The sequence below is a fragment of the Robertkochia aurantiaca genome (assembly GCF_020166495.1).
GTDB lineage: Bacteria > Bacteroidota > Bacteroidia > Flavobacteriales > Flavobacteriaceae > Robertkochia > Robertkochia aurantiaca.
Genome location: NZ_JAINZS010000001.1, coordinates 391,726 through 409,931, shown reverse-complemented (window position 1 = coordinate 409,931; position 18,206 = coordinate 391,726). Strand labels below are relative to the sequence as shown.

16 protein-coding genes and 1 tRNA gene are annotated in these 18,206 nt (G+C 44.6%); 4 read left to right on the top strand and 13 right to left on the bottom strand.

Annotated elements, in window-relative coordinates; all coding sequences use genetic code 11:
* Nucleotides 1–4: 4 nt before the first annotated feature.
* A tRNA-Val gene (locus K7R10_RS01860) sits at nt 5–79 on the bottom strand.
* 382 nt (nt 80–461) lie between these two features.
* Nucleotides 462–2,090, bottom strand: a complete 1,629-nt coding sequence (locus tag K7R10_RS01855; protein WP_224482984.1) for an acyl-CoA carboxylase subunit beta — start codon at nt 2,088–2,090, stop codon at nt 462–464.
* Nucleotides 2,091–2,295: 205 nt separating this feature from the next.
* On the opposite strand from K7R10_RS01855, the gene K7R10_RS01850 reads away from it, so the two are divergent.
* Both K7R10_RS01850 and ettA read left to right on the top strand, forming a co-directional pair.
* Nucleotides 2,296–2,472, top strand: coding sequence for a CAL67264 family membrane protein (locus tag K7R10_RS01850; protein WP_224482983.1), 177 nt, complete (start codon nt 2,296–2,298; stop codon nt 2,470–2,472).
* 57 nt (nt 2,473–2,529) lie between these two features.
* Entirely contained in the window at nt 2,530–4,224 is a 1,695-nt protein-coding gene (gene ettA / locus K7R10_RS01845) for an energy-dependent translational throttle protein EttA (RefSeq protein WP_224482982.1), read from the top strand.
* A 34-nt stretch (nt 4,225–4,258) separates the two neighbouring features.
* Here the strand turns inward: ettA and K7R10_RS01840 are convergent, their stop codons facing one another.
* The 3 genes from K7R10_RS01840 to K7R10_RS01830 form a co-directional block, all read right to left on the bottom strand.
* Nucleotides 4,259–5,002: an MBL fold metallo-hydrolase gene (locus tag K7R10_RS01840; RefSeq protein ID WP_224482981.1), complete on the bottom strand. Its 744-nt coding sequence runs from the start codon at nt 5,000–5,002 to the stop codon at nt 4,259–4,261.
* Nucleotides 5,003–5,056: 54 nt separating this feature from the next.
* Nucleotides 5,057–5,221 carry a hypothetical protein gene (locus K7R10_RS01835; RefSeq protein ID WP_224482980.1) on the bottom strand — a complete coding sequence of 55 codons (165 nt, stop codon included), beginning with the start codon at nt 5,219–5,221 and terminating at the stop codon, nt 5,057–5,059.
* Nucleotides 5,222–5,396: 175 nt separating this feature from the next.
* Nucleotides 5,397–6,419, bottom strand: coding sequence for a formimidoylglutamase (locus K7R10_RS01830; protein ID WP_224482979.1), 1,023 nt, complete (start codon nt 6,417–6,419; stop codon nt 5,397–5,399).
* Nucleotides 6,420–6,545: 126 nt separating this feature from the next.
* On the opposite strand from K7R10_RS01830, the gene K7R10_RS01825 reads away from it, so the two are divergent.
* Nucleotides 6,546–7,451, top strand: coding sequence for a DUF8428 domain-containing protein (locus K7R10_RS01825; RefSeq protein ID WP_224482978.1), 906 nt, complete (start codon nt 6,546–6,548; stop codon nt 7,449–7,451).
* Between the two features lie 48 nt (nt 7,452–7,499).
* Here K7R10_RS01825 and K7R10_RS01820 read toward each other — a convergent pair whose 3' ends face one another.
* Both K7R10_RS01820 and gnd read right to left on the bottom strand, forming a co-directional pair.
* Nucleotides 7,500–8,855: a GntP family permease gene (locus K7R10_RS01820; RefSeq protein WP_224482977.1), complete on the bottom strand. Its 1,356-nt coding sequence runs from the start codon at nt 8,853–8,855 to the stop codon at nt 7,500–7,502.
* Nucleotides 8,856–8,864: 9 nt separating this feature from the next.
* On the bottom strand, nt 8,865–10,763 hold the full coding sequence (gene gnd / locus K7R10_RS01815) for an NADP-dependent phosphogluconate dehydrogenase (RefSeq protein ID WP_224482976.1): 1,899 nt from the start codon (nt 10,761–10,763) through the stop codon (nt 8,865–8,867).
* 381 nt (nt 10,764–11,144) lie between these two features.
* Here gnd and K7R10_RS01810 point away from each other — a divergent pair, with 381 nt between their 5' ends.
* On the top strand, nt 11,145–12,107 hold the full coding sequence (locus K7R10_RS01810) for a hypothetical protein (RefSeq protein ID WP_224482975.1): 963 nt from the start codon (nt 11,145–11,147) through the stop codon (nt 12,105–12,107).
* 91 nt (nt 12,108–12,198) lie between these two features.
* Here K7R10_RS01810 and K7R10_RS01805 read toward each other — a convergent pair whose 3' ends face one another.
* The 6 genes from K7R10_RS01805 to K7R10_RS01780 all read right to left on the bottom strand — a co-directional run bounded on the left by K7R10_RS01805 (nt 12,199) and on the right by K7R10_RS01780 (nt 18,200).
* Nucleotides 12,199–13,047: a pirin family protein gene (locus K7R10_RS01805; protein WP_224482974.1), complete on the bottom strand. Its 849-nt coding sequence runs from the start codon at nt 13,045–13,047 to the stop codon at nt 12,199–12,201.
* 3 nt (nt 13,048–13,050) lie between these two features.
* Nucleotides 13,051–13,968 (bottom strand): tRNA (adenosine(37)-N6)-dimethylallyltransferase MiaA, encoded by a 918-nt coding sequence (gene miaA, locus K7R10_RS01800; RefSeq protein WP_224482973.1) that lies wholly within the window; start codon nt 13,966–13,968, stop codon nt 13,051–13,053.
* The gene (locus tag K7R10_RS01795) at nt 13,961–14,803 is read right to left on the bottom strand and encodes an ion transporter (protein ID WP_224483107.1); all 843 of its coding nucleotides are present in this window, start codon (nt 14,801–14,803) and stop codon (nt 13,961–13,963) included. The genes miaA and K7R10_RS01795 overlap by 8 nt, the downstream gene beginning before the upstream one ends.
* Nucleotides 14,804–14,896: 93 nt before the next feature.
* Nucleotides 14,897–16,267, bottom strand: a complete 1,371-nt coding sequence (locus K7R10_RS01790) for an exonuclease domain-containing protein (RefSeq protein ID WP_224482972.1) — start codon at nt 16,265–16,267, stop codon at nt 14,897–14,899.
* A gap of 18 nt (nt 16,268–16,285) precedes the next feature.
* The gene (locus K7R10_RS01785) at nt 16,286–16,963 is read right to left on the bottom strand and encodes a YggS family pyridoxal phosphate-dependent enzyme (protein ID WP_224482971.1); all 678 of its coding nucleotides are present in this window, start codon (nt 16,961–16,963) and stop codon (nt 16,286–16,288) included.
* 13 nt (nt 16,964–16,976) lie between these two features.
* Nucleotides 16,977–18,200: a DUF1015 domain-containing protein gene (locus K7R10_RS01780; protein ID WP_224482970.1), complete on the bottom strand. Its 1,224-nt coding sequence runs from the start codon at nt 18,198–18,200 to the stop codon at nt 16,977–16,979.
* Nucleotides 18,201–18,206 lie beyond the last annotated feature (6 nt).

Here is an 18,206-nt window from a genome sequence, read left to right as displayed (position 1 = left end):
TTAGTGGGTCATATTGGACTCGAACCAATGACTTCCACCCTGTCAAGGTGACACTCTAAACCAACTGAGTTAATGACCCGATACGGATTGCGAAAATACGCAAAATCGTATGAGATAATCAAGTTCTTTTTTAAAAGTTTTTGATTGGAGGAGGGAAGTAGAGAATAGGGAATAGGGAATAGGGAATAGGGAATAGGGAATAGGGAATAGGGAATGGAGAATAGAGAATGGAGAGTGGGGAATAGAGAATAGAGAGTGGAGAATGGTTTATTATGAGAAAATCCCGTTCACCGATAGCTGTTAGCCGTTAGCTATCACCGCATCCCTGCCTGCCGGCAGGACCGTATCCCTGATATAAGAGATAAGAGAATGGTTCTGTTATAATAAAAACCGTTCACCGATAGCTGTTAGCTAACCACGTATAACTGCATAACCGTATAACTGCATACCCAAAAACCAAATCACGTCTGTATCACTCCCAGATTAAATTTCTTTTCAATGGGAGCATGATCGGCTGCTTCGATTCCCATGCTGATCCATTTTCGGGTGTCGGCCGGATCGATAATGGCATCGGTCCATAGACGGGCCGCTGCGTAGTAAGGAGACACCTGCTCATCATATCGTGACTTGATCTCGTTAAAGAGCTTTTCTTCTTTTTCCTTAGTGATGGTTTCCCCTTTTTTCTTCATGGCCGCGGTTTCTATCTGCAGCAAAACCTTAGCAGCCTGGGAACCTCCCATCACCGCCAGTTCTGAGCTGGGCCAGGCAACGATCAGCCTGGGATCATAGGCTTTTCCGCACATGGCGTAGTTTCCTGCTCCGTAAGAATTTCCGATGACGACAGTGAACTTAGGCACCACCGAATTGCTAACGGCATTCACCATCTTCGCTCCGTCTTTGATAATTCCTCCGTGCTCTGATTTGCTGCCTACCATAAAACCGGTCACGTCCTGCAGAAAAACCAGCGGAATTTTTTTCTGGTTGCAGTTGGCAATAAATCGGGTGGCTTTGTCGGCAGAATCAGAATAGATCACACCGCCAAACTGCATTTCGCCTTTCCCTGATTTGACAACTTTCCGTTGGTTCGCCACGATTCCCACGGCCCAACCATCGATGCGGGCATATCCGGTGATCAGCGTTTTTCCGTAGCCATCCTTATAAGCCTCAAAGCTGTCTTTGTCGATCAGGCGTTCGATGACCTCCATCATATCGTACTGATCTGCCCGGCTTTTGGGGATGATCCCATAAATTTCCTGGAGATCTTTCCCGGGTTTTTTGGGCTTTTCACGGTTAAAACCGGCCTTGTCGAAATCACCGATCTTGTTCATGATATTCCTGATGGTATTCAGTGCATCTTTATCGTCTTTAGCCTTGTAGTCGGTGACCCCGCTTATCTCGCTGTGAGTGGTTGCCCCGCCAAGGGTTTCATTGTCTATATTCTCACCGATGGCAGCCTTTACCAGGTAGCTCCCGGCCAGGAAAATACTTCCTGTTTTATCAACGATCAGCGCTTCGTCGCTCATGATGGGTAAGTAAGCTCCTCCTGCCACACAACTTCCCATCACCGCAGCGATCTGGGTGATTCCCATACTGCTCATGATCGCATTATTTCTGAAGATCCTACCAAAGTGTTCCTTATCCGGGAAGATCTCATCCTGCATAGGCAGGTATACACCAGCACTGTCGACCAGGTAGATGATCGGCAAACGATTTTCCATCGCGATCTCCTGTGCCCGCAGGTTTTTCTTTCCTGTGATCGGAAACCAGGCTCCCGCCTTCACCGTGGCATCGTTGGCAACGACGATACATTGTTTTCCACTAACGTAGCCGATCTTGACAACGACCCCTCCTGAAGGACATCCGCCATGCTCTTCGTACATTTCATATCCGGCAAGCGCCCCGATCTCGATAGACGGTCGGTCTTTATCCAGGAGGTGATCGATACGCTCACGAGCAGTGAGCTTCCCGTTCTCGTGTTGTTTTTTGATGCGTTTTTCTCCGCCTCCCAGCGATATTTTTTGTAGTCTTGATTTTAATTCAGATACTTTAAGCTTATTGTGATCTTCGTTCTTATTGAATTTTAAATCCATCAAACTAATTTTGGTAGTGATTAATTTAAGTTAGCGGTCCCGAAGGGGGCAATTCGGGCAGTAATTTGCTCGGGTAACTTCCGGGCAAGCGTCGCTAAAATACGAAAACAAGTCTTATTTAAATCCCCAATATTTCCTTAAATTGTACGATATTTGGCCTCTTTTTAACTACTAGACAAGAACATTTAAAAATTTATTCATGGGAATGAACAAGAATACCATTTTGGCCTGGGCAACCTGGATCATGATCGTGGTCGGATTGGGACTGATCGCCCTGGGCGCCTTTAAATACCGGGAAGTAGCAGGTTACGGCTTTGCTGCGGTTGGAGTAGGCTTCTTTGCCATTGCCTGGGTTTTCAATGCGTTAAAAGGAAGGGTATAGATCTGTGCTGTATCCAATGATGAATTACTCAATTGATTAATATTAAAAACATTTACGATGTCTGACGATAAAAAAGTCATATTCTCCATGTCGGGGGTTTCTAAAACCTACTCCTCATCAAATAAGCAGGTACTTAATAATATTTACCTGAGCTTTTTCTACGGAGCCAAAATCGGAATCCTCGGACTCAATGGTTCTGGTAAGTCGACTCTCTTACGCATCATTGCAGGAGAGGACAAGAACTACCAGGGTGATGTGGTATTTTCTCCGGGATATACTGTGGGATATCTGGAGCAGGAACCACAACTTGACGAATCAAAAACCGTGATCGAAGTGGTAAAAGAGGGGGTGGCAGAGATCACCGCTGTGCTGGATGAGTACAATCAGATCAACGATAGTTTCGGAGTACCGGAGGTTTATGAGGATGCTGATAAGATGCAAAAGCTAATGGACCGGCAGGCTGTTCTGCAGGATAAAATCGATGCTACCAACGCCTGGGAACTCGATACCAAACTGGAGATCGCCATGGATGCCTTGCGTACTCCGGAACCCGATAAGCCAATAAGCGTGCTTTCCGGAGGAGAGCGCCGAAGGGTGGCCTTGTGTCGTCTGCTATTGCAGCAACCTGACGTATTACTGCTTGATGAGCCCACCAACCACCTTGATGCAGAATCGGTGCTCTGGCTGGAACAACACCTCTCGCAATACAGCGGAACGGTCATCGCCGTAACGCACGACAGGTACTTTCTGGATAATGTGGCCGGCTGGATTTTGGAACTTGACAGGGGAGAAGGTATTCCATGGAAAGGGAATTATTCTTCATGGCTGGAGCAAAAGTCAAAAAGACTGGCCCAGGAGCAGAAGCAGGCTTCGAAAAGACAGAAAACCCTGGAGCGGGAACTGGAATGGGTGCGTATGGCACCGAAGGGAAGACAGGCCAAGCAAAAAGCACGTCTGAACAACTATGATAAACTGCTCAACGAAGACCAGAAAAAACTGGATGAGAAGCTCGAGATCTATATTCCGAACGGTCCCAGGCTGGGTACCAATGTTATAGAGGCGAAAGGCGTTGCCAAAGCCTACGGAGATAAACTCCTGTATGAGGACCTGAATTTTAAACTTCCGCAGGCAGGTATCGTCGGAATCATAGGACCCAACGGAGCTGGAAAAACGACCATATTCCGCATGATCATGGGTGAGGAACAACCCGATAAGGGCTCGTTCGAGGTGGGAGATACCGTGAAGATCGCTTATGTCGATCAGTCCCATAAAGATATTGATGCTGAAAAATCGATCTGGGAAAACTTCTCTGACGGACAGGATCTGATTATGATGGGTGGCCGACAGGTGAATTCGCGAGCTTATCTCAGCCGTTTTAATTTCTCCGGAAGCGAACAGAACAAGAAGGTGAACACTCTTTCAGGAGGTGAAAGAAACCGTCTTCACCTGGCCATGACACTCAAGGAAGAGGGTAACGTACTTCTGCTTGATGAGCCAACCAACGATCTCGACGTTAACACGCTTCGGGCTTTGGAAGAAGGTCTGGAGAATTTTGCGGGTTGTGCCGTGGTCATCTCTCACGACAGATGGTTCCTTGATCGTATCTGTACTCATATACTTGCATTCGAAGGAAACTCTCAGGTTTATTTCTTTGAAGGTAGTTTTTCAGAATATGAAGAGAATAAAAGAAAACGTCTGGGTGAAGATCTTACTCCCAAGCGTATCAAATACAAAAAACTTATCAGAGACTAATCAAAGGAAAGGGGAGGCATCAAGCCTCCCTTTTTTATTCGCCGGTATACCAATTCTTAAGTCGAACCTCGATGTCATTGTTTTCAGCTTTAACGAGCTGTCTGAATTCTGAGGTATCGCTTATTTCAGGTCTTCCCCGGTAATGGTAAGGGTAGACCACCTCTGGTTTGAATTCCAGAACGGCATCTGCAGCCTGTTCGACGGTCATGGTATAAGGCATATTCATGCAAACGAAAGCAAGGTCGATATTTTGTAAGGCCCGCATTTCAGGAATATCCTCGGTGTCACCACTGATATAAACCCGGGTTCCGTCCAGATCGAGAATATAGCCGTTTCCCCGACCCTTCGGGTGCCGTGATTCTTCATCTTCCGGAAGATTGTACATGGGTACGGCTTCGACAGTTACACCTCCAATATCTTTGGTTTCTCCGTTAGAAATAATAACCGTTTTCTCAGCTATTTCTGAAGGCATCATCTGGCGCACAGCTAATGGGGCAGCGATTAAAACATCTTCGTGGAAAACCGCCCGGAGTGTTTCTTCATTATAATGATCGCCGTGAATATCTGTGATAAGAATAATGTCAGGTTCTGGCAAAGACGTATAGCGCTCCGCTCCGCCATATGGATCAGCATAGATTACTTTTCCGTTATATTCGAGCATCAGAGACCCGTGAACGACGGGTTGAACGGTAATATTATTATACATGTCTGGCTCGGGTAATTGAGCCTGCAGGTGCGTGGAAGCAAATAAAAAAAGAAAAAAGAGTACGATTCTCATATCATTGGTTTTTCTTAAAGATACATATAAGCATCGATATGAAAAATCCAATAACTATCCCCGGCTTTTCTCCGTTTTGTTTCTCAGGCGTTCATTTTCAGCCTTGAGTTTCAGGTTCCTGTAAAGAGCTATGATCAGAAGAACCAGGCAGATAAGAAAGCCGGAGCTGAGCAGAGAAGTAAGTTTGGAAACGTTGATCGCCAAAAGTAGGTTATGCATAATCGTTCTAATTAGAGTTAAAGAATTGGGGTTCTTTATGGTTCAAATATAGGAAATTTCATGCAGTGGTCTCGAAAATTGTTGTCTATGATGTAAGTTTATATGTAAACGATTGAAAAATAGTTGGTTAAGCATAGTTGTATCTCTGAATTCACAACATTTAAATGGGTCATGACTATTTCCGAAGAAAATCAGCAACCAGCAAAGCAATAGCTTTTCCTACCTTAATAAAATCGGTGCTTCCTTCTTCTCCCGGTAAACCTTCACAGATATGAAGCCAGGCAATATTTTTGCTTCTGGAAGCTTTGAAAACAAGATTTCTGGCGACATTGAGGTCAAACCCGCTTGGCGTCATCGCACTGCTCGGCATATCGCTTATGGCGTCAAGATCGATCTCCAGACCGAAGCTGTTCGATTTCACAAAGTCTATGCCTTCTGATATCTGGTATTCCAATCCTTTTTCCTGTCTTACCGAAATTTCTTCAAAGGTATTAAAGGCTATATTATTCTCCTTTAGCAGTTTTTTGAATACTTTCTTAGGGGTATAATTCTCGTGTAATCCGAAAATGAAATACCGTTGCAGGAATCCTTCGTACCACGCATATGAAAAACCATTACCACTATGCCGGGATTCCCTCTTTCTGAAGTCGGTATGCGCATCGAAGTTGAGGGCATTGACGGGTTTGCCTAACGCCAGGGATGCTCCTTTTATATTTCCGTAGGCATTGTTATGACCTCCGCCAATAACAATAGGTATTTTTCCTGCACTGACGATACGATTTACAACAATGACTATCTGTTTGTCTACAAAGTTGGTGATTTCTCTTGCTTTTTCTGTTCGTTCTTCACCTTCCAACCCGCTTAGTTGATGGTACAGCTCATCAAAATCCATATGGCCGAGAAGCAATACCTTTTTACCTTTAATGTAATCGTTATACTGCAGGTTGAGTATCGAAGGTAATGCGGCTTTCCAGGCATTTCTGGCGCCCGCAACACCATGATTTCCAATGACTCCGATATCTTCTTCAATGCCGAAGAGCACATATTTACTGTCTGAATTTTCCAGTTGTTCTTCGAAGTCACCCTCAGGATCCAGGAACTGAAATTTCTCACCCAGTTTGGTCTCACCTGAACGGATCTTTATTTGTTCATGAATTTTTTTTAAATCATAAACCTTTAAAAATGAGGGTTTTTGCATAAAAATTTTTATTTCTAAAGTGCGAAAATAATCTAAAAAAATGTTTACACCGTATATATAAGCAAGAAGCAATTTAAGAAAGTTCGCTCGATTAAATTGCGCATCCTAAATTTTAAAAAACAAATTATGACTGAAACAAAAAGTAATAATGGTTTGAAAGTGATCGCCGGGTTATTGGCTGCCGCCTTTATCGGGACCCTGATCTATACCATTAGCCTTTACAATGACAAAAAGGAAACCACAGCCAAATTGAACCAGGAGAAGAACCTGGTTATCGAAGACCTGAACAACCTGCAATCAGATTATGATCGTGCTATTTCTGAAAGTGAAGAGACCAACAAGGAATTGGTGGAAGCCCGAAACAGAATTGCCGCATATATCGATTCTGTAAAAACAATGAAGGCCGATATCGGCGCTTTATCAAAATACCGCAGACAGGTTCGTCAGCTTACCAAGGAGCGTGAATACCTGCTTGCTCAGAATGATTCACTGCGTGCTTCAAACACCCTGCTTGCCATGGAGGTAGACAGCACTAAGGTAGCACTTGAAGAGCAATCGATGTTCACCGACTCTCTGATCGTTCAGAATACTCAGCTGGCCAAGGTTGTTGAGACCGGAGCTGCCCTTGGGTTAACCAAGTTCAATGTTGAGGCTGTGAAAGAAAGAAACAGCGGTAAACTTGTTAGTGTAACCAACAACAGAAGAGCAGACAAGTTCAGAATCTGCTACACCGTTGGTGCGAACCGTATTGCCAAGCCCGGAGCCAAGCAATTCTATATCCAGGTAACAGATCCGTCAGGGGTTATTATGGGAGAGAGAGCTGTTGCAGCTAAAGAGGCTGAGGGCGAAGAAGAAGGTAAGAGCATTACCTACAGTAAAGCTTCAAGCTTTTATTACGAAAATACCCTGCTTGATGTTTGCGATTTCATTAGTAAAGAAGGTGACGATAATTTCCCTGAGGGGGTTTATAACGTTGTGATTTACGATGAAAAACTACGTGAACTCGGAGCTTCTCAGTTTGAATTGAGATAACAGCAGTATTAGAAATTTGTTTAAAGCCGGGTGTTTACCCGGCTTTTTTTATAGGAAAAATTGAATCAGACTTACCGAAGCTAATCCCGTGAATGCCAAAATAGTGGTCATCAGTGTCCAGGAACGGAAGGTTTGTTTCTCGTTCATTCCAAGATACTGGCTTACAAGCCAGAATCCGCTGTCGTTCAGATGAGAAAAGATCGATGCCCCTGAAGCGATAGCTATGACCACACAGCCAAGGGTAAGGGCAGACATATCCCCGCTTGATTGCAATAAGGGTGATACTATCCCGGCAGCGGTGATCATTGCCACTGTGGCAGACCCCTGAATGACCCGTATAAGGGCGGCCATGATAAAGGCGAAAAGCAGCAGCGGGAAGCCGATATCAGATAAGGCCTGCGCGATCATATTTCCTGCTCCTGTATTGACGAGCACTTGCTTGAATACCCCACCGGCTCCTGTTATCAGTATGATCATCCCGGCTGGTGCCAGAGATTTCCCGCTCATATCAAGTAATTCCTTCTTACTGAAGCCTTTTTTTATTCCCAGCACGTACCAGGCGATGATATTTGCGATGATCAGAGCGGTAAAGGGATGCCCCAGAAGAGAAAATACTTCTGCCAGGCGTGTTCCCTGTAAGCCGGTTACATCGGTATTAAGCAGGGTATTCAAAAGAATGAGTACAATGGGAATAGCTATCAGAGAAAGCACCTGTCTGAAAGATGGAGCCTTTTTAACTTTATCAGATTGTTCATGTTCTTCATATTCAGAAAAGGGAACAGGTAGAAAAATCTTTTTACCGATGTATTTTCCGAATAGTATCCCGCTCACCAGTACAGTGGGTATTCCCGCCAGAAAGCCGATGAGGATCACCGCACCCAGATCGGCACCGATGATCTCTGCCACCGCAATGGGACCGGGGGTCGGAGGGATGAATGCGTGGGTGACTGCCAAACCGGCCAGTAGGGGGATGGCAAAAAGCAATAGCGATCTTCCTGTTCTTTTCTGCAGGGCATAAATCATAGGAACGATAAGGATAAAAGCCACCTCGAAAAACACCGGGATGGCGATCAGAAACCCGGTAATGGTCATGGCCAGTGGAGCCCGCTTTACACCTGCCTTTTTTAAAAGGTGTTCTGCAATCACCTGGGCTCCTCCTGATTGTTCCAGAATGGCACCAAAGATCGCCCCGAGTCCTACGACCGTAGCCACAAAGCCCAGAGTGCCACCCATACCGGTTTCAACAGTTTCTATGATGTCTTCCGGCGTCATTCCGGCCAATATCCCTGTCGCGATACTGCTGATGAGTAATGAGAGGAAGGCGTGAATTCTAAATAAAAGAATAAGGATCAGTAAAATGGCGATACCTGCCAGTACGGCCAGTAGTAGGGTCATATTAAACATAAGCGGAGTTTATTCCCATTGGGTGTGATAAAAATTTTGATTGGGGTCGTCTTTGAGTTGGTAGGTATGTGCGCCGAAAAAGTCTCGCTGAGCCTGAATGATACCTGCCGATCCTTCAGCGGTGGTAATGCCGTTCAGGTAATTGGCTGCAGAACTGAGTGCAGGAACAGAAACACCTGAGGTGATGGCCCTCGCTACCGTATTTTTCAGGGATCCCGCCGTGTTGTTCAATATGCTTTTGGTTTCTGTTTGTTGCAGGATATCCTCCTGAACTTTCAGTCGCTCTGACAGTCTTTCCATCAGTTCTGATCTGATGATACAGCCATTGGTCCATACCCTGGCGATCTCAGAGAGATTCAATGGCCAACCATGTTTATTACCACCTTCGGCGATAAGCTCGAATCCCTGGGCATGATTGATGAGACGGGCGGCCCTGAAGGCCTTTTTAATTTCGGAAGTATCAAATCCTGTTTTTTCTATGATAGGATTATAGCTTTTTGAAAGTACCATACGTCGCTCCTTGAAAAATGAAAGATACCGCTCAAATAAAGCAGTGCTGATCATAGTTGCAGGTACTCCAAGTTCGGTTGCAGCAACTGTGGCCCAGCTGCCGGTACCCTTATTGCCCGCCTTATCAAGAATACGGTCAATAAGCCAGCCCTTTTTATCTCTGAAGGCAAAAATCCGGGCTGTTATCTTCAGTAAATACCCCTCAAGAAATGTATCATTCCAGGCAGAAAGTATGGCGCTGATTTCGTCATTGTCATGCCCTGAGATTTTCAACAGGGTACAAATCTCAGCCAGCAACTGCATTTCACCGTATTCGATCCCGTTGTGAATGATCTTGACAAAATGTCCTGCTCCGTCTCCACCTGTCCACGAGCAGCAAGGCTCACCATTGCGGTCTTTAGCGGCTGCCTCCTTTAAGTATGGCGCTATGATTCGGTAGGCCTTCAGGTCACCACCGGGCATTAGGGATGGTCCTTCAAGAGCGCCACGTTCTCCTCCCGAGATACCGCAACCGATGAAATGATAACCCAGGGAACTCAGTTTAAGGCTTCGTTCCAGAGTGTCGCGATAATGAGAATTACCCCCGTCGATCAGTACATCACCGGGTTGCAGTAGAGGTAAAAGCTCATCGATTACAGAATCTATGACCGGTCCTGCAGGTATCATCAGCAGGATTTTCCTGGGGGCTTGTAGGGAGGTGATAAAAGCGGGTAATTCGTCGAAAGCAAGACTTTCTTTTAATTCAGCATAGGAGTTTTTCGCATTACGGGCCACATTTTCTTCTTTTCCTGCTTCATGCCTGTTATAAAGCGAAAGTCGAATATGTTTCCTGCCAAGATTTCTTGCCAGGCTCTTCCCCATAGTTCCTATCCCTACGATTCCAAACTCTGTTTTGTTGAACAGGTGGTCTTCAATAAGGTTGACCAGCTCTTCGGGATTGGCTTCTACAGATACCTGGAAAGCTTCCGGAGCATCCTCCAGTGTGTCGAACTGAGATTTCAGTAATTTGGCCGGCATGAAATGATCTTTTCGTTCTTTCTGCCGCTTCTCAATGGTTTCAAATGAACCCTTCAGATGAATAAACTTAAATGAGGGGCCGAGTCCTGAGGTCAGAATATCGCGATAGGACTGCCGCAGGGCAGAGCACCCCAGAATGCAGCTTTTATCTTTTGACAGATTCTCTTTCAGAAGTTCATTTAGCTTTGAAAGCCATGGCAATCTGTCATCATCATTCAGCGCTTGCCCGTTCTTCATTTTATTTATGTTCTCACGAGGATGATAGTCGTCGGCATCATAATATAGGATACCGGTGCGTTCAGATAATAATCTTCCGATGGTTGTCTTACCTGATCCTGATACCCCCATGAGAATGATAGCCTGTGGCCGTTGTAAATTCATAACAGAAGTCTTAAGGTTTAAAGATATAAAATTCTTAATCCCTGAATGAGTCCTGATGACCGCGGTATACCTGGCTGGGGATTTTTCCCCATAATAGCCTCATATACCGATATATATATGGGATTGAAGCTTTTGATTTATATATTGAAGGAAATATCAGCTAACCAAACCATTTTATGAGAAAGATTATCTTTTGAGACATGGCAGCCCTGATTCTGTTGCACTTGCTCTATTGTGATCAAAAGAAACCCCCTCAGAAAATCCACGGGATGAATTTCATGCTTTCGTAATCCATACCATCTTAGTGGTCAGCAATCCTGGGAACTTTTGCATAACCTCAAATCGAATCAATAAAATAAGCTAAAACCAAAATTTATTAAGATGAAAAAAAAATTAATCCTTCTGTCGATGACTGCATTCCTGCTGATTTTTGTGGGTTGTAAAGAAAATAAGAAAGATGAGAACACCGACCAGGCTAAGGTTGTTGAAAACGAGATTCAACATCCCGGGTCTGCAGTTGTAAAGGTAAAAACAACCGGGATGAACTTTATTCTTCCGGAATCCATTCCGTCGGGATGGACCACCTTCGAATACAAGAACGAATCGCCCTGGTCGCATTTTATGCTGGTCGACCGTATGCCGGTATACGAAGGAAAGCAATTGACCTTTACCGATTTCACAAAAGAAGTGCCTCAGGTATTCTACGATGCTTATGATCTCATTAAAGCCGGGGAAATGGAAAAGGGTTTTGAAGAATTCGGAAACTTACCTGCCTGGTTCTCCAATATTGTTTTCAGTGGTGGTGTCGGATTGGTATCACCGGGAGAAACTGCCCGAACCACTTTGTATCTGGAACCCGGCACCTATGTAGTTGAATGCTATGTTAAAACAGACGGGGTATTTCATCCGATGAGAGCTCCTCTTGTTGTGACCGATTCAGGGAATATGAGCGAGGAACCTGAGGCTGATTTTACCGTAAGTATTTCAAAAGAAAAGGGAATTGTTATTGACGGAAAGCCGGAAGCCGGTCAGCAACGCATGGCTGTTTTCTTTGAAGACCAGGAGGCTCATGAACATTTATTAGGTCATGATGTTCATGTAGTAAAACTGGAACATGAGGGTGATGCTGCGGCGGTGAACGCATGGATGAACTGGATCGATATCAATGGATTGGAAACCCCTGCCCCCGTAACATTTATCGGGGGTACCCAGGATATGCCCGAAGGAAGTACGGCCTACGTTGATCTGAACCTTGACCCCGGGATGTATGCGCTCGTATCAGAAGTGCCTGATCCTCTATCGAAGAATATGCTGAAAGTATTCACTATAGAGATCAATCCTTAGATCTTATATACTCTCTTAGGTTTTAAATGTTGCAAAAAAAAAGCCTCTCTGTTCAGCAGGGAGGCTTTTTAAATTTTTATTCGTTCGTTCGCTATTCCCAGGAACCCATTTTACCTTCATGAAAATCGCGGTATGCCTGGGTGATCTCTTCATCAGTGTTCATAACAAACGGACCTCTGGCTACCATGGGCTCGTTAAAAGGCTGGGCATGACCAAACAGAACCAATGCGTCTTCTGCAGCTTCCATTTTTATGGTTCCTTCTTGATTTTCGAACTCGACCAGATGCCTTTTGACCACCTCTTCTTTCTGTATGGTTAATTTACCTCTGACCACATAACAAAATATATTGTGTTCAGATGGGGCTTCATATTCAAATGTTTTACCAGCCGGGATCCTGACCTCTGCCAGGCTCACATTGGTAAGGGCTTTGAACGGCCCTATATGCTGACCGAATGTTCCTGAAACAGGTTTGATAAAGGCTCCCTTATCGGTTTCAAATTCAGGCAGATCTTCTTTTTGTAAACCCCTGTAAACCGGGGGCGTCATCTTCATAGATGCGGGAAGATTTAACCAGAGCTGTAAAATCTCAAGTTCGCCGCCCTCTTTTTTAAATAATTCTGAAGATACCTCGGCATGGATCAGTCCTGATCCGGCGGTCATCCATTGTACCCCACCTGGTCCTATAACACTTTTGCTACCTGTTGAATCCAAATGGGCAATATCACCTTCAATTATAAAAGTAACCGTCTCCATTCCACGGTGTGGATGAGGCCCAAATGGAAGGCCATTATTGTTCGGAGGATAGGTTTGAAGTCCGTGGTGATTTAAAAAGATAAAGGGATCTACCTGTGATAAATTCCGGGTAGGAAGTGGAGAATAGGTCACCAGGTCTGCTATGGGGCGGTATTCTGCCTGGTGAATCTTTTTAATGGCTCTCATTTTTCATTCTTTTAGTTGTAATCTTTCTTCTATTGCCGATATGATATCCTGCCGTGGCGTGCGGTAATCGAACCAGAGTACATCGGGTAGCTTGCGAAACCAGGTCAGCTGGCGTTTGGCAAATCTGCGTGTATTCTTCTTGATCTCACCTACGGCCTCATCAAGACTGCAATTTCCTTCAAGATACTCAAACAGTTCCTTATACCCAACGGTTTGCAGGGCGTTGAGCTGACTGTGAGACTTGAGGGTCTTGACTTCTTCCAGTAATCCTTTTTCCATCATCAGGTCAACGCGTTCGTTGATTCGCTCATATATCACATCACGATCTGCAGTAAGGCCCACCAGAAGAGATTGAAATGGCCGGTCTTTTGTCTTATTCTGCAGATACCAGGAATAGGGTCGACCCGTACCCTGGCTGATCTCCAGTGCCCGAATAAGCCGGTGCGGATTATTCAGATCTACGCGTTCATAGTAATCCGGATCAAGGTTTTTCAATTGTGATTGCAGGCTTTCAATGCCTTCATTTTCCAATTTTCGGTTGAGCTTTTCCCTTATCAGACTATCTACCTGGGGAAAATCATCAAGGCCTTCGGTAACGGCCTTAACGTAGAGTCCGCTGCCACCAGCCATGATCACCTTGTCGTGATGTCTGAACAGCTCCTCCAGAAGTTCCAGGGCATCTCTTTCAAAATCCCCTACGCTGTATGGATCGGTCACGCTCAGGTGCTGAATGAAATGGTGCGTTGCTGCCTGCAGTTCTTCCGGTTCGGGTACGGCAGTACCGATGCGCATTTCCTTGAAGAATTGCCGGGAATCGGAAGAAATGATCTCTGTTCCAAAGTGTTGTGCAAGATCAATAGCCAGAGCAGTTTTGCCAATGGCTGTGGGACCGATTACAGTGATGAGACAGGGTTTATTCATGCAGCAAATTTCCGCATTTATGGCAATATTTCGCCTCTTCCAGGTGCTTATCTTCGGCACAATACCGGCATACCTGTGTATTGCGGTGGGTATCTTCCTCCTTATTGTTTTTTTGTTTGGCCATTTCAGAGGTTACGATACCCGTCGGAACGGCAATAATTCCATAACCGAGTATCATAATAAAGGTGGCGATCACCTGGCCCAGATTTGTCTGGGGGGCGATATCTCCGTACCCGACAGTGGTCAGGGTTACGATGGTCCAATAAATACTTCTGGGGATACTGGTGAAACCGGCCTCTCTGCTTTCTATAAGGTACATAAGGGTTCCCATGATAACAGACAGAATAAGTACGGTATAGATAAACACCGTAATTTTTGCACGGCTTTCACGCAGGGCTTTTTTCAGCATGGATGCTTCTCCCAGAAAACGAACCAGTTTCAGTATTCTGAATATACGTAATAACCGTAGTGCTCTTACTGCCAGTAAAGCCTGAGAGCCTGCGATAAAATAGGAGAGATAGAGCGGGATGGTCGATAGCAGGTCAATAATACCGTAAAAGCTGAAAACATAACTGCTTGGTTTTCTGATACAGATGATACGCAGGAAGTATTCGATGGTAAATATGATAGTAACCACCCATTCAGCCATGATCAGTTTGTCATGATATTGCTCATCGATCTCCTGAACGCTTTCAAGCATAACCAGTACGATGCTAAATAGTATAACGATGATCAGGCCAATATCGAATGCCTTACCCGCAGGAGTATCGGCTTCGTAAATGACTTCGTGCAGCTTGTCACGCCAGTTGTTGGTATTTGGAGAGCTGTTTTCCAGTTTCCGATTAGTTTTTGGGAATACTTAAAGTTATTGGTTTTTTAATGGTAATATCAAGAATTAAAGCGAAAATTATTTTCATTCCTGTTTGTGTTATTCAGAGAGCGCACTTACCAACTTATAAGACTTGTTCTTTCTCAGATAGGATTCGATGATATAATGGGCCTCGTCTGTTGCGGGTAATGGTGCGAGAATACTTTTCAGAATCCTGGTGTTGTCGACCTGGAAATTCAAATTGGCATAACCGTAACCTTGCAGTTTACCGTCTTTTACGAAGATCACAGCTTTTTCGTCTACGGTTCTTCCTTTAAGGGAAAGCACGAATGAATTCTCACCTATACCATATCGGTTCAAAGCAGCCATTACTCTTTGGTTATAGGTTTCCGGCAGCTCTTTTTCGGCACAGGCACCATGACAAAAACCATCGGGATAAGCTGAACAACTGCCACGACTTTCAGACAAACCGTTAAGTTTGAGGCAGAGCTCGAACTCTTCTGTAATGTACCTCAGGTGATTGCTTGCTTCAAAAAAGCTGTTAAAGATTCCATAAGAGGGTATTCCTCTTTTTAAAGGATGAATGCTTATATGATAAAAGCCCCGGTCGTCGGTTTCTAACTGAAAAGCAAATCTTTTAGGTCTTTTCCTTTTTGATTTGTTGTAGCGAGGTTTGTTGCTAAGCACTTCGGCATATTCCTTTAGTGAAGCGATGAGTTCATTTCCGGTCTTTTCGTAGGTTACAGCCCTTACCTCCTTTTGTATGGCCCTCGATCGCCGGGAGTGACCTGTGAATCGTTGATTCACCCTTTTCTTAAGGTTGTTGCTTTTCCCGATGTAAATGACCTGCCCATCGTCATTATGAATATAATAGACCCCGGTCTCAGGGGGTAGTTGTTCCACGATATCCAGCAGCCTTGGCGATAGAATGCCGGTAGATGCCGTTCGAACCATGTCGGTGATGATAGATTTTGACCGGTCTTTCTCAAGCAGCACCTTGAAAAGCTTAAGAGTGGCCTGGGCATCACCATTCGCCCGGTGTCTGTCACTTACCGGAATCCCCAGAGAGCGTACCAGTTTTCCGAGACTGTGGGAGGGCTGTTCTGGCATAAGTTTTTTAGAGAGTTCTACCGTACAAAGGGTTTTACGCATATAATCAAAGCCCAGCCTTCTGAATTCTGTTTTCAGTATCCGGTAATCGAATTGGGCATTGTGAGCTACCAGGGTACAGTCTTCAGTGATCTCGACGATGCGTTTGGCAACCTCGTAAAACTTCGGGGCAGTACGGAGCATTTTGTTATTGATCCCGGTGAGTTTGACCACGAACGGCTGTATCTCCTTCTCAGGATTGACCAGGCTGATGAACTGATCTGTTACCTGCTGGCCGTCGAACCGGTAAATGGCGATCTCTGTAATACCTTCTTCATTGTATTTACCCCCGGTGGTCTCTATATCTAATATTGCGTACAAATAAGGTGCTTCAAATGATTAATTATAATTTCTTTCCCCAAAGATACTGCTTCCGATACGTACCATGTTGCTGCCACATTCTATGGCGATCTGGTAGTCACCACTCATGCCCATCGAAAGTACCTGCATCTCTACCTTTCCTTTCTGATAGTATTCATTTCCTAATCGATCGTAGAGCTTTTTAAGATACTGAAATTCTTTTTCGATCTTTTGCCTGTCGTCAGTGAAAGTGGCCATTCCCATTAAGCCTCGAATAAAAACATGCTTAAAAGTGGCCAGTTGTTCTGATTCCAGGAGGGAAAACAATTCATTTTCATCCAAACCGAACTTTGTCTCTTCAGAAGCTATATGCATTTGTAACAGACATGGGATCACGCGATCCTGTTTACGACCCTGCTTTTCGATCTCCTTCAGTAGTTTAAGGCTGTCGACCCCATGTATCAGGCTGACGAAAGGTGCCATGTATTTGACTTTATTTCGCTGAACGTGGCCGATCATATGCCATTCGATATCTTTAGGGAGCTCTTCCCATTTAGAGACCATTTCCTGTACCTTGTTTTCCCCGAAGATTCGATGGCCATAGTCATAGGCTTCCATGATATCTTCGGTGGGCTTGGTCTTTGATACGGCGACCAGATCCACGTTTTCAGGAATTTCTTTTAACAAGGTTTCCAGGTTCTCTTTGATGTTCGACATGGTTGGAGTGATTTTAAAATTCGTATATAGTGAGTCCGCTTCTCAGTTTGGGCTGAATATAAGTTGATTTTGGCGGCATTACCTGTCCGGCGTCTGCAATTCTTTTCAATTGTTCCACCGACACTGGATAGAGGTTAAAGCCAACGGCGAACTTTTTATTATCTACCTGTTCTTTCATTCTGATCAGGTTATCTTTCCCATAACCGTATGCGATCCGGTTGTTTTTTCTCAGGTTTTTAATACCCAGTACTGGCTTGAGCACCTCGGTATATAAAATCTGGGTGTCGAGCTCACTCAGCGGATCACTGAAGTTATAGTTCTTTCTCAGATACAGGGAATAGAAACTTCCGTCGAGATACATCGAGAAGTGATGTGGCTGTTCGGGCTTATAGGGCTCCTGCCCGCGGAATTCTATTCTGAATACCTTATCAAGTCTGATGAGAAAATCTTCTACCGAAAGCCCGTTCAGATCTTTTACCATCCTGTTGAATTCGAAAATACGCAGTGACGACTCCGGTATCATATAACTCATAAAGTAATGATACTTTTCATTTTCCGGATCCAGCTCCTTCATTTCTTCTGATAAAAGAGAGGAAGAAGCAGACCTGTGGTGTCCGTCGGCGATATATACCACGCTCAGATCCCTCACGTAAGCCTGTATGGCTTCGATTTTGGTCTTATCGTTTATGACCCACATTTGGTGATTGATCTTATCAGTGGTTGTAAAATGATACTCGGGCTGTTTTTTCCGGGTATCGTTCATGATGTTCTCAATTCCCTCATGATCCGGGTAAGTAAGCAGCACCGGTTCGGCGTTGAAACCTACGGTCTTCAGATAGTCCTTGAACAAAATCTCCCTGGCTTTGATGGTAGATTCGTGTTTACGAATAACGTCATTGCGATAATCTGCCACGCTTGCCGCACAGAAAAATCCACAAAATTCATGATTGCGGGTTCGCATCTGATAAAGATAAAAACAAGGTTGCGTATCTTTTATGAAGATATCTTCTTCCCTGAATTCATCAAAGCGGTTCTTAACAAGTAAAAAACGTTCGGGTCCGGCTATTTCACGATGAAATTTAAAGCCCGGATTGATGATGTGCAGAAAGGAAAACGGATTATAGGTCAGGGTGGCTTTGAGTTCCTTTTTGCGGTAGTCTTCGTAAGAACGGGAAACCACGAGCTGTACCTTATCCTTACTCGGACGAACGGCCTTAAAGGGTATGATATGGCTCATGATTTC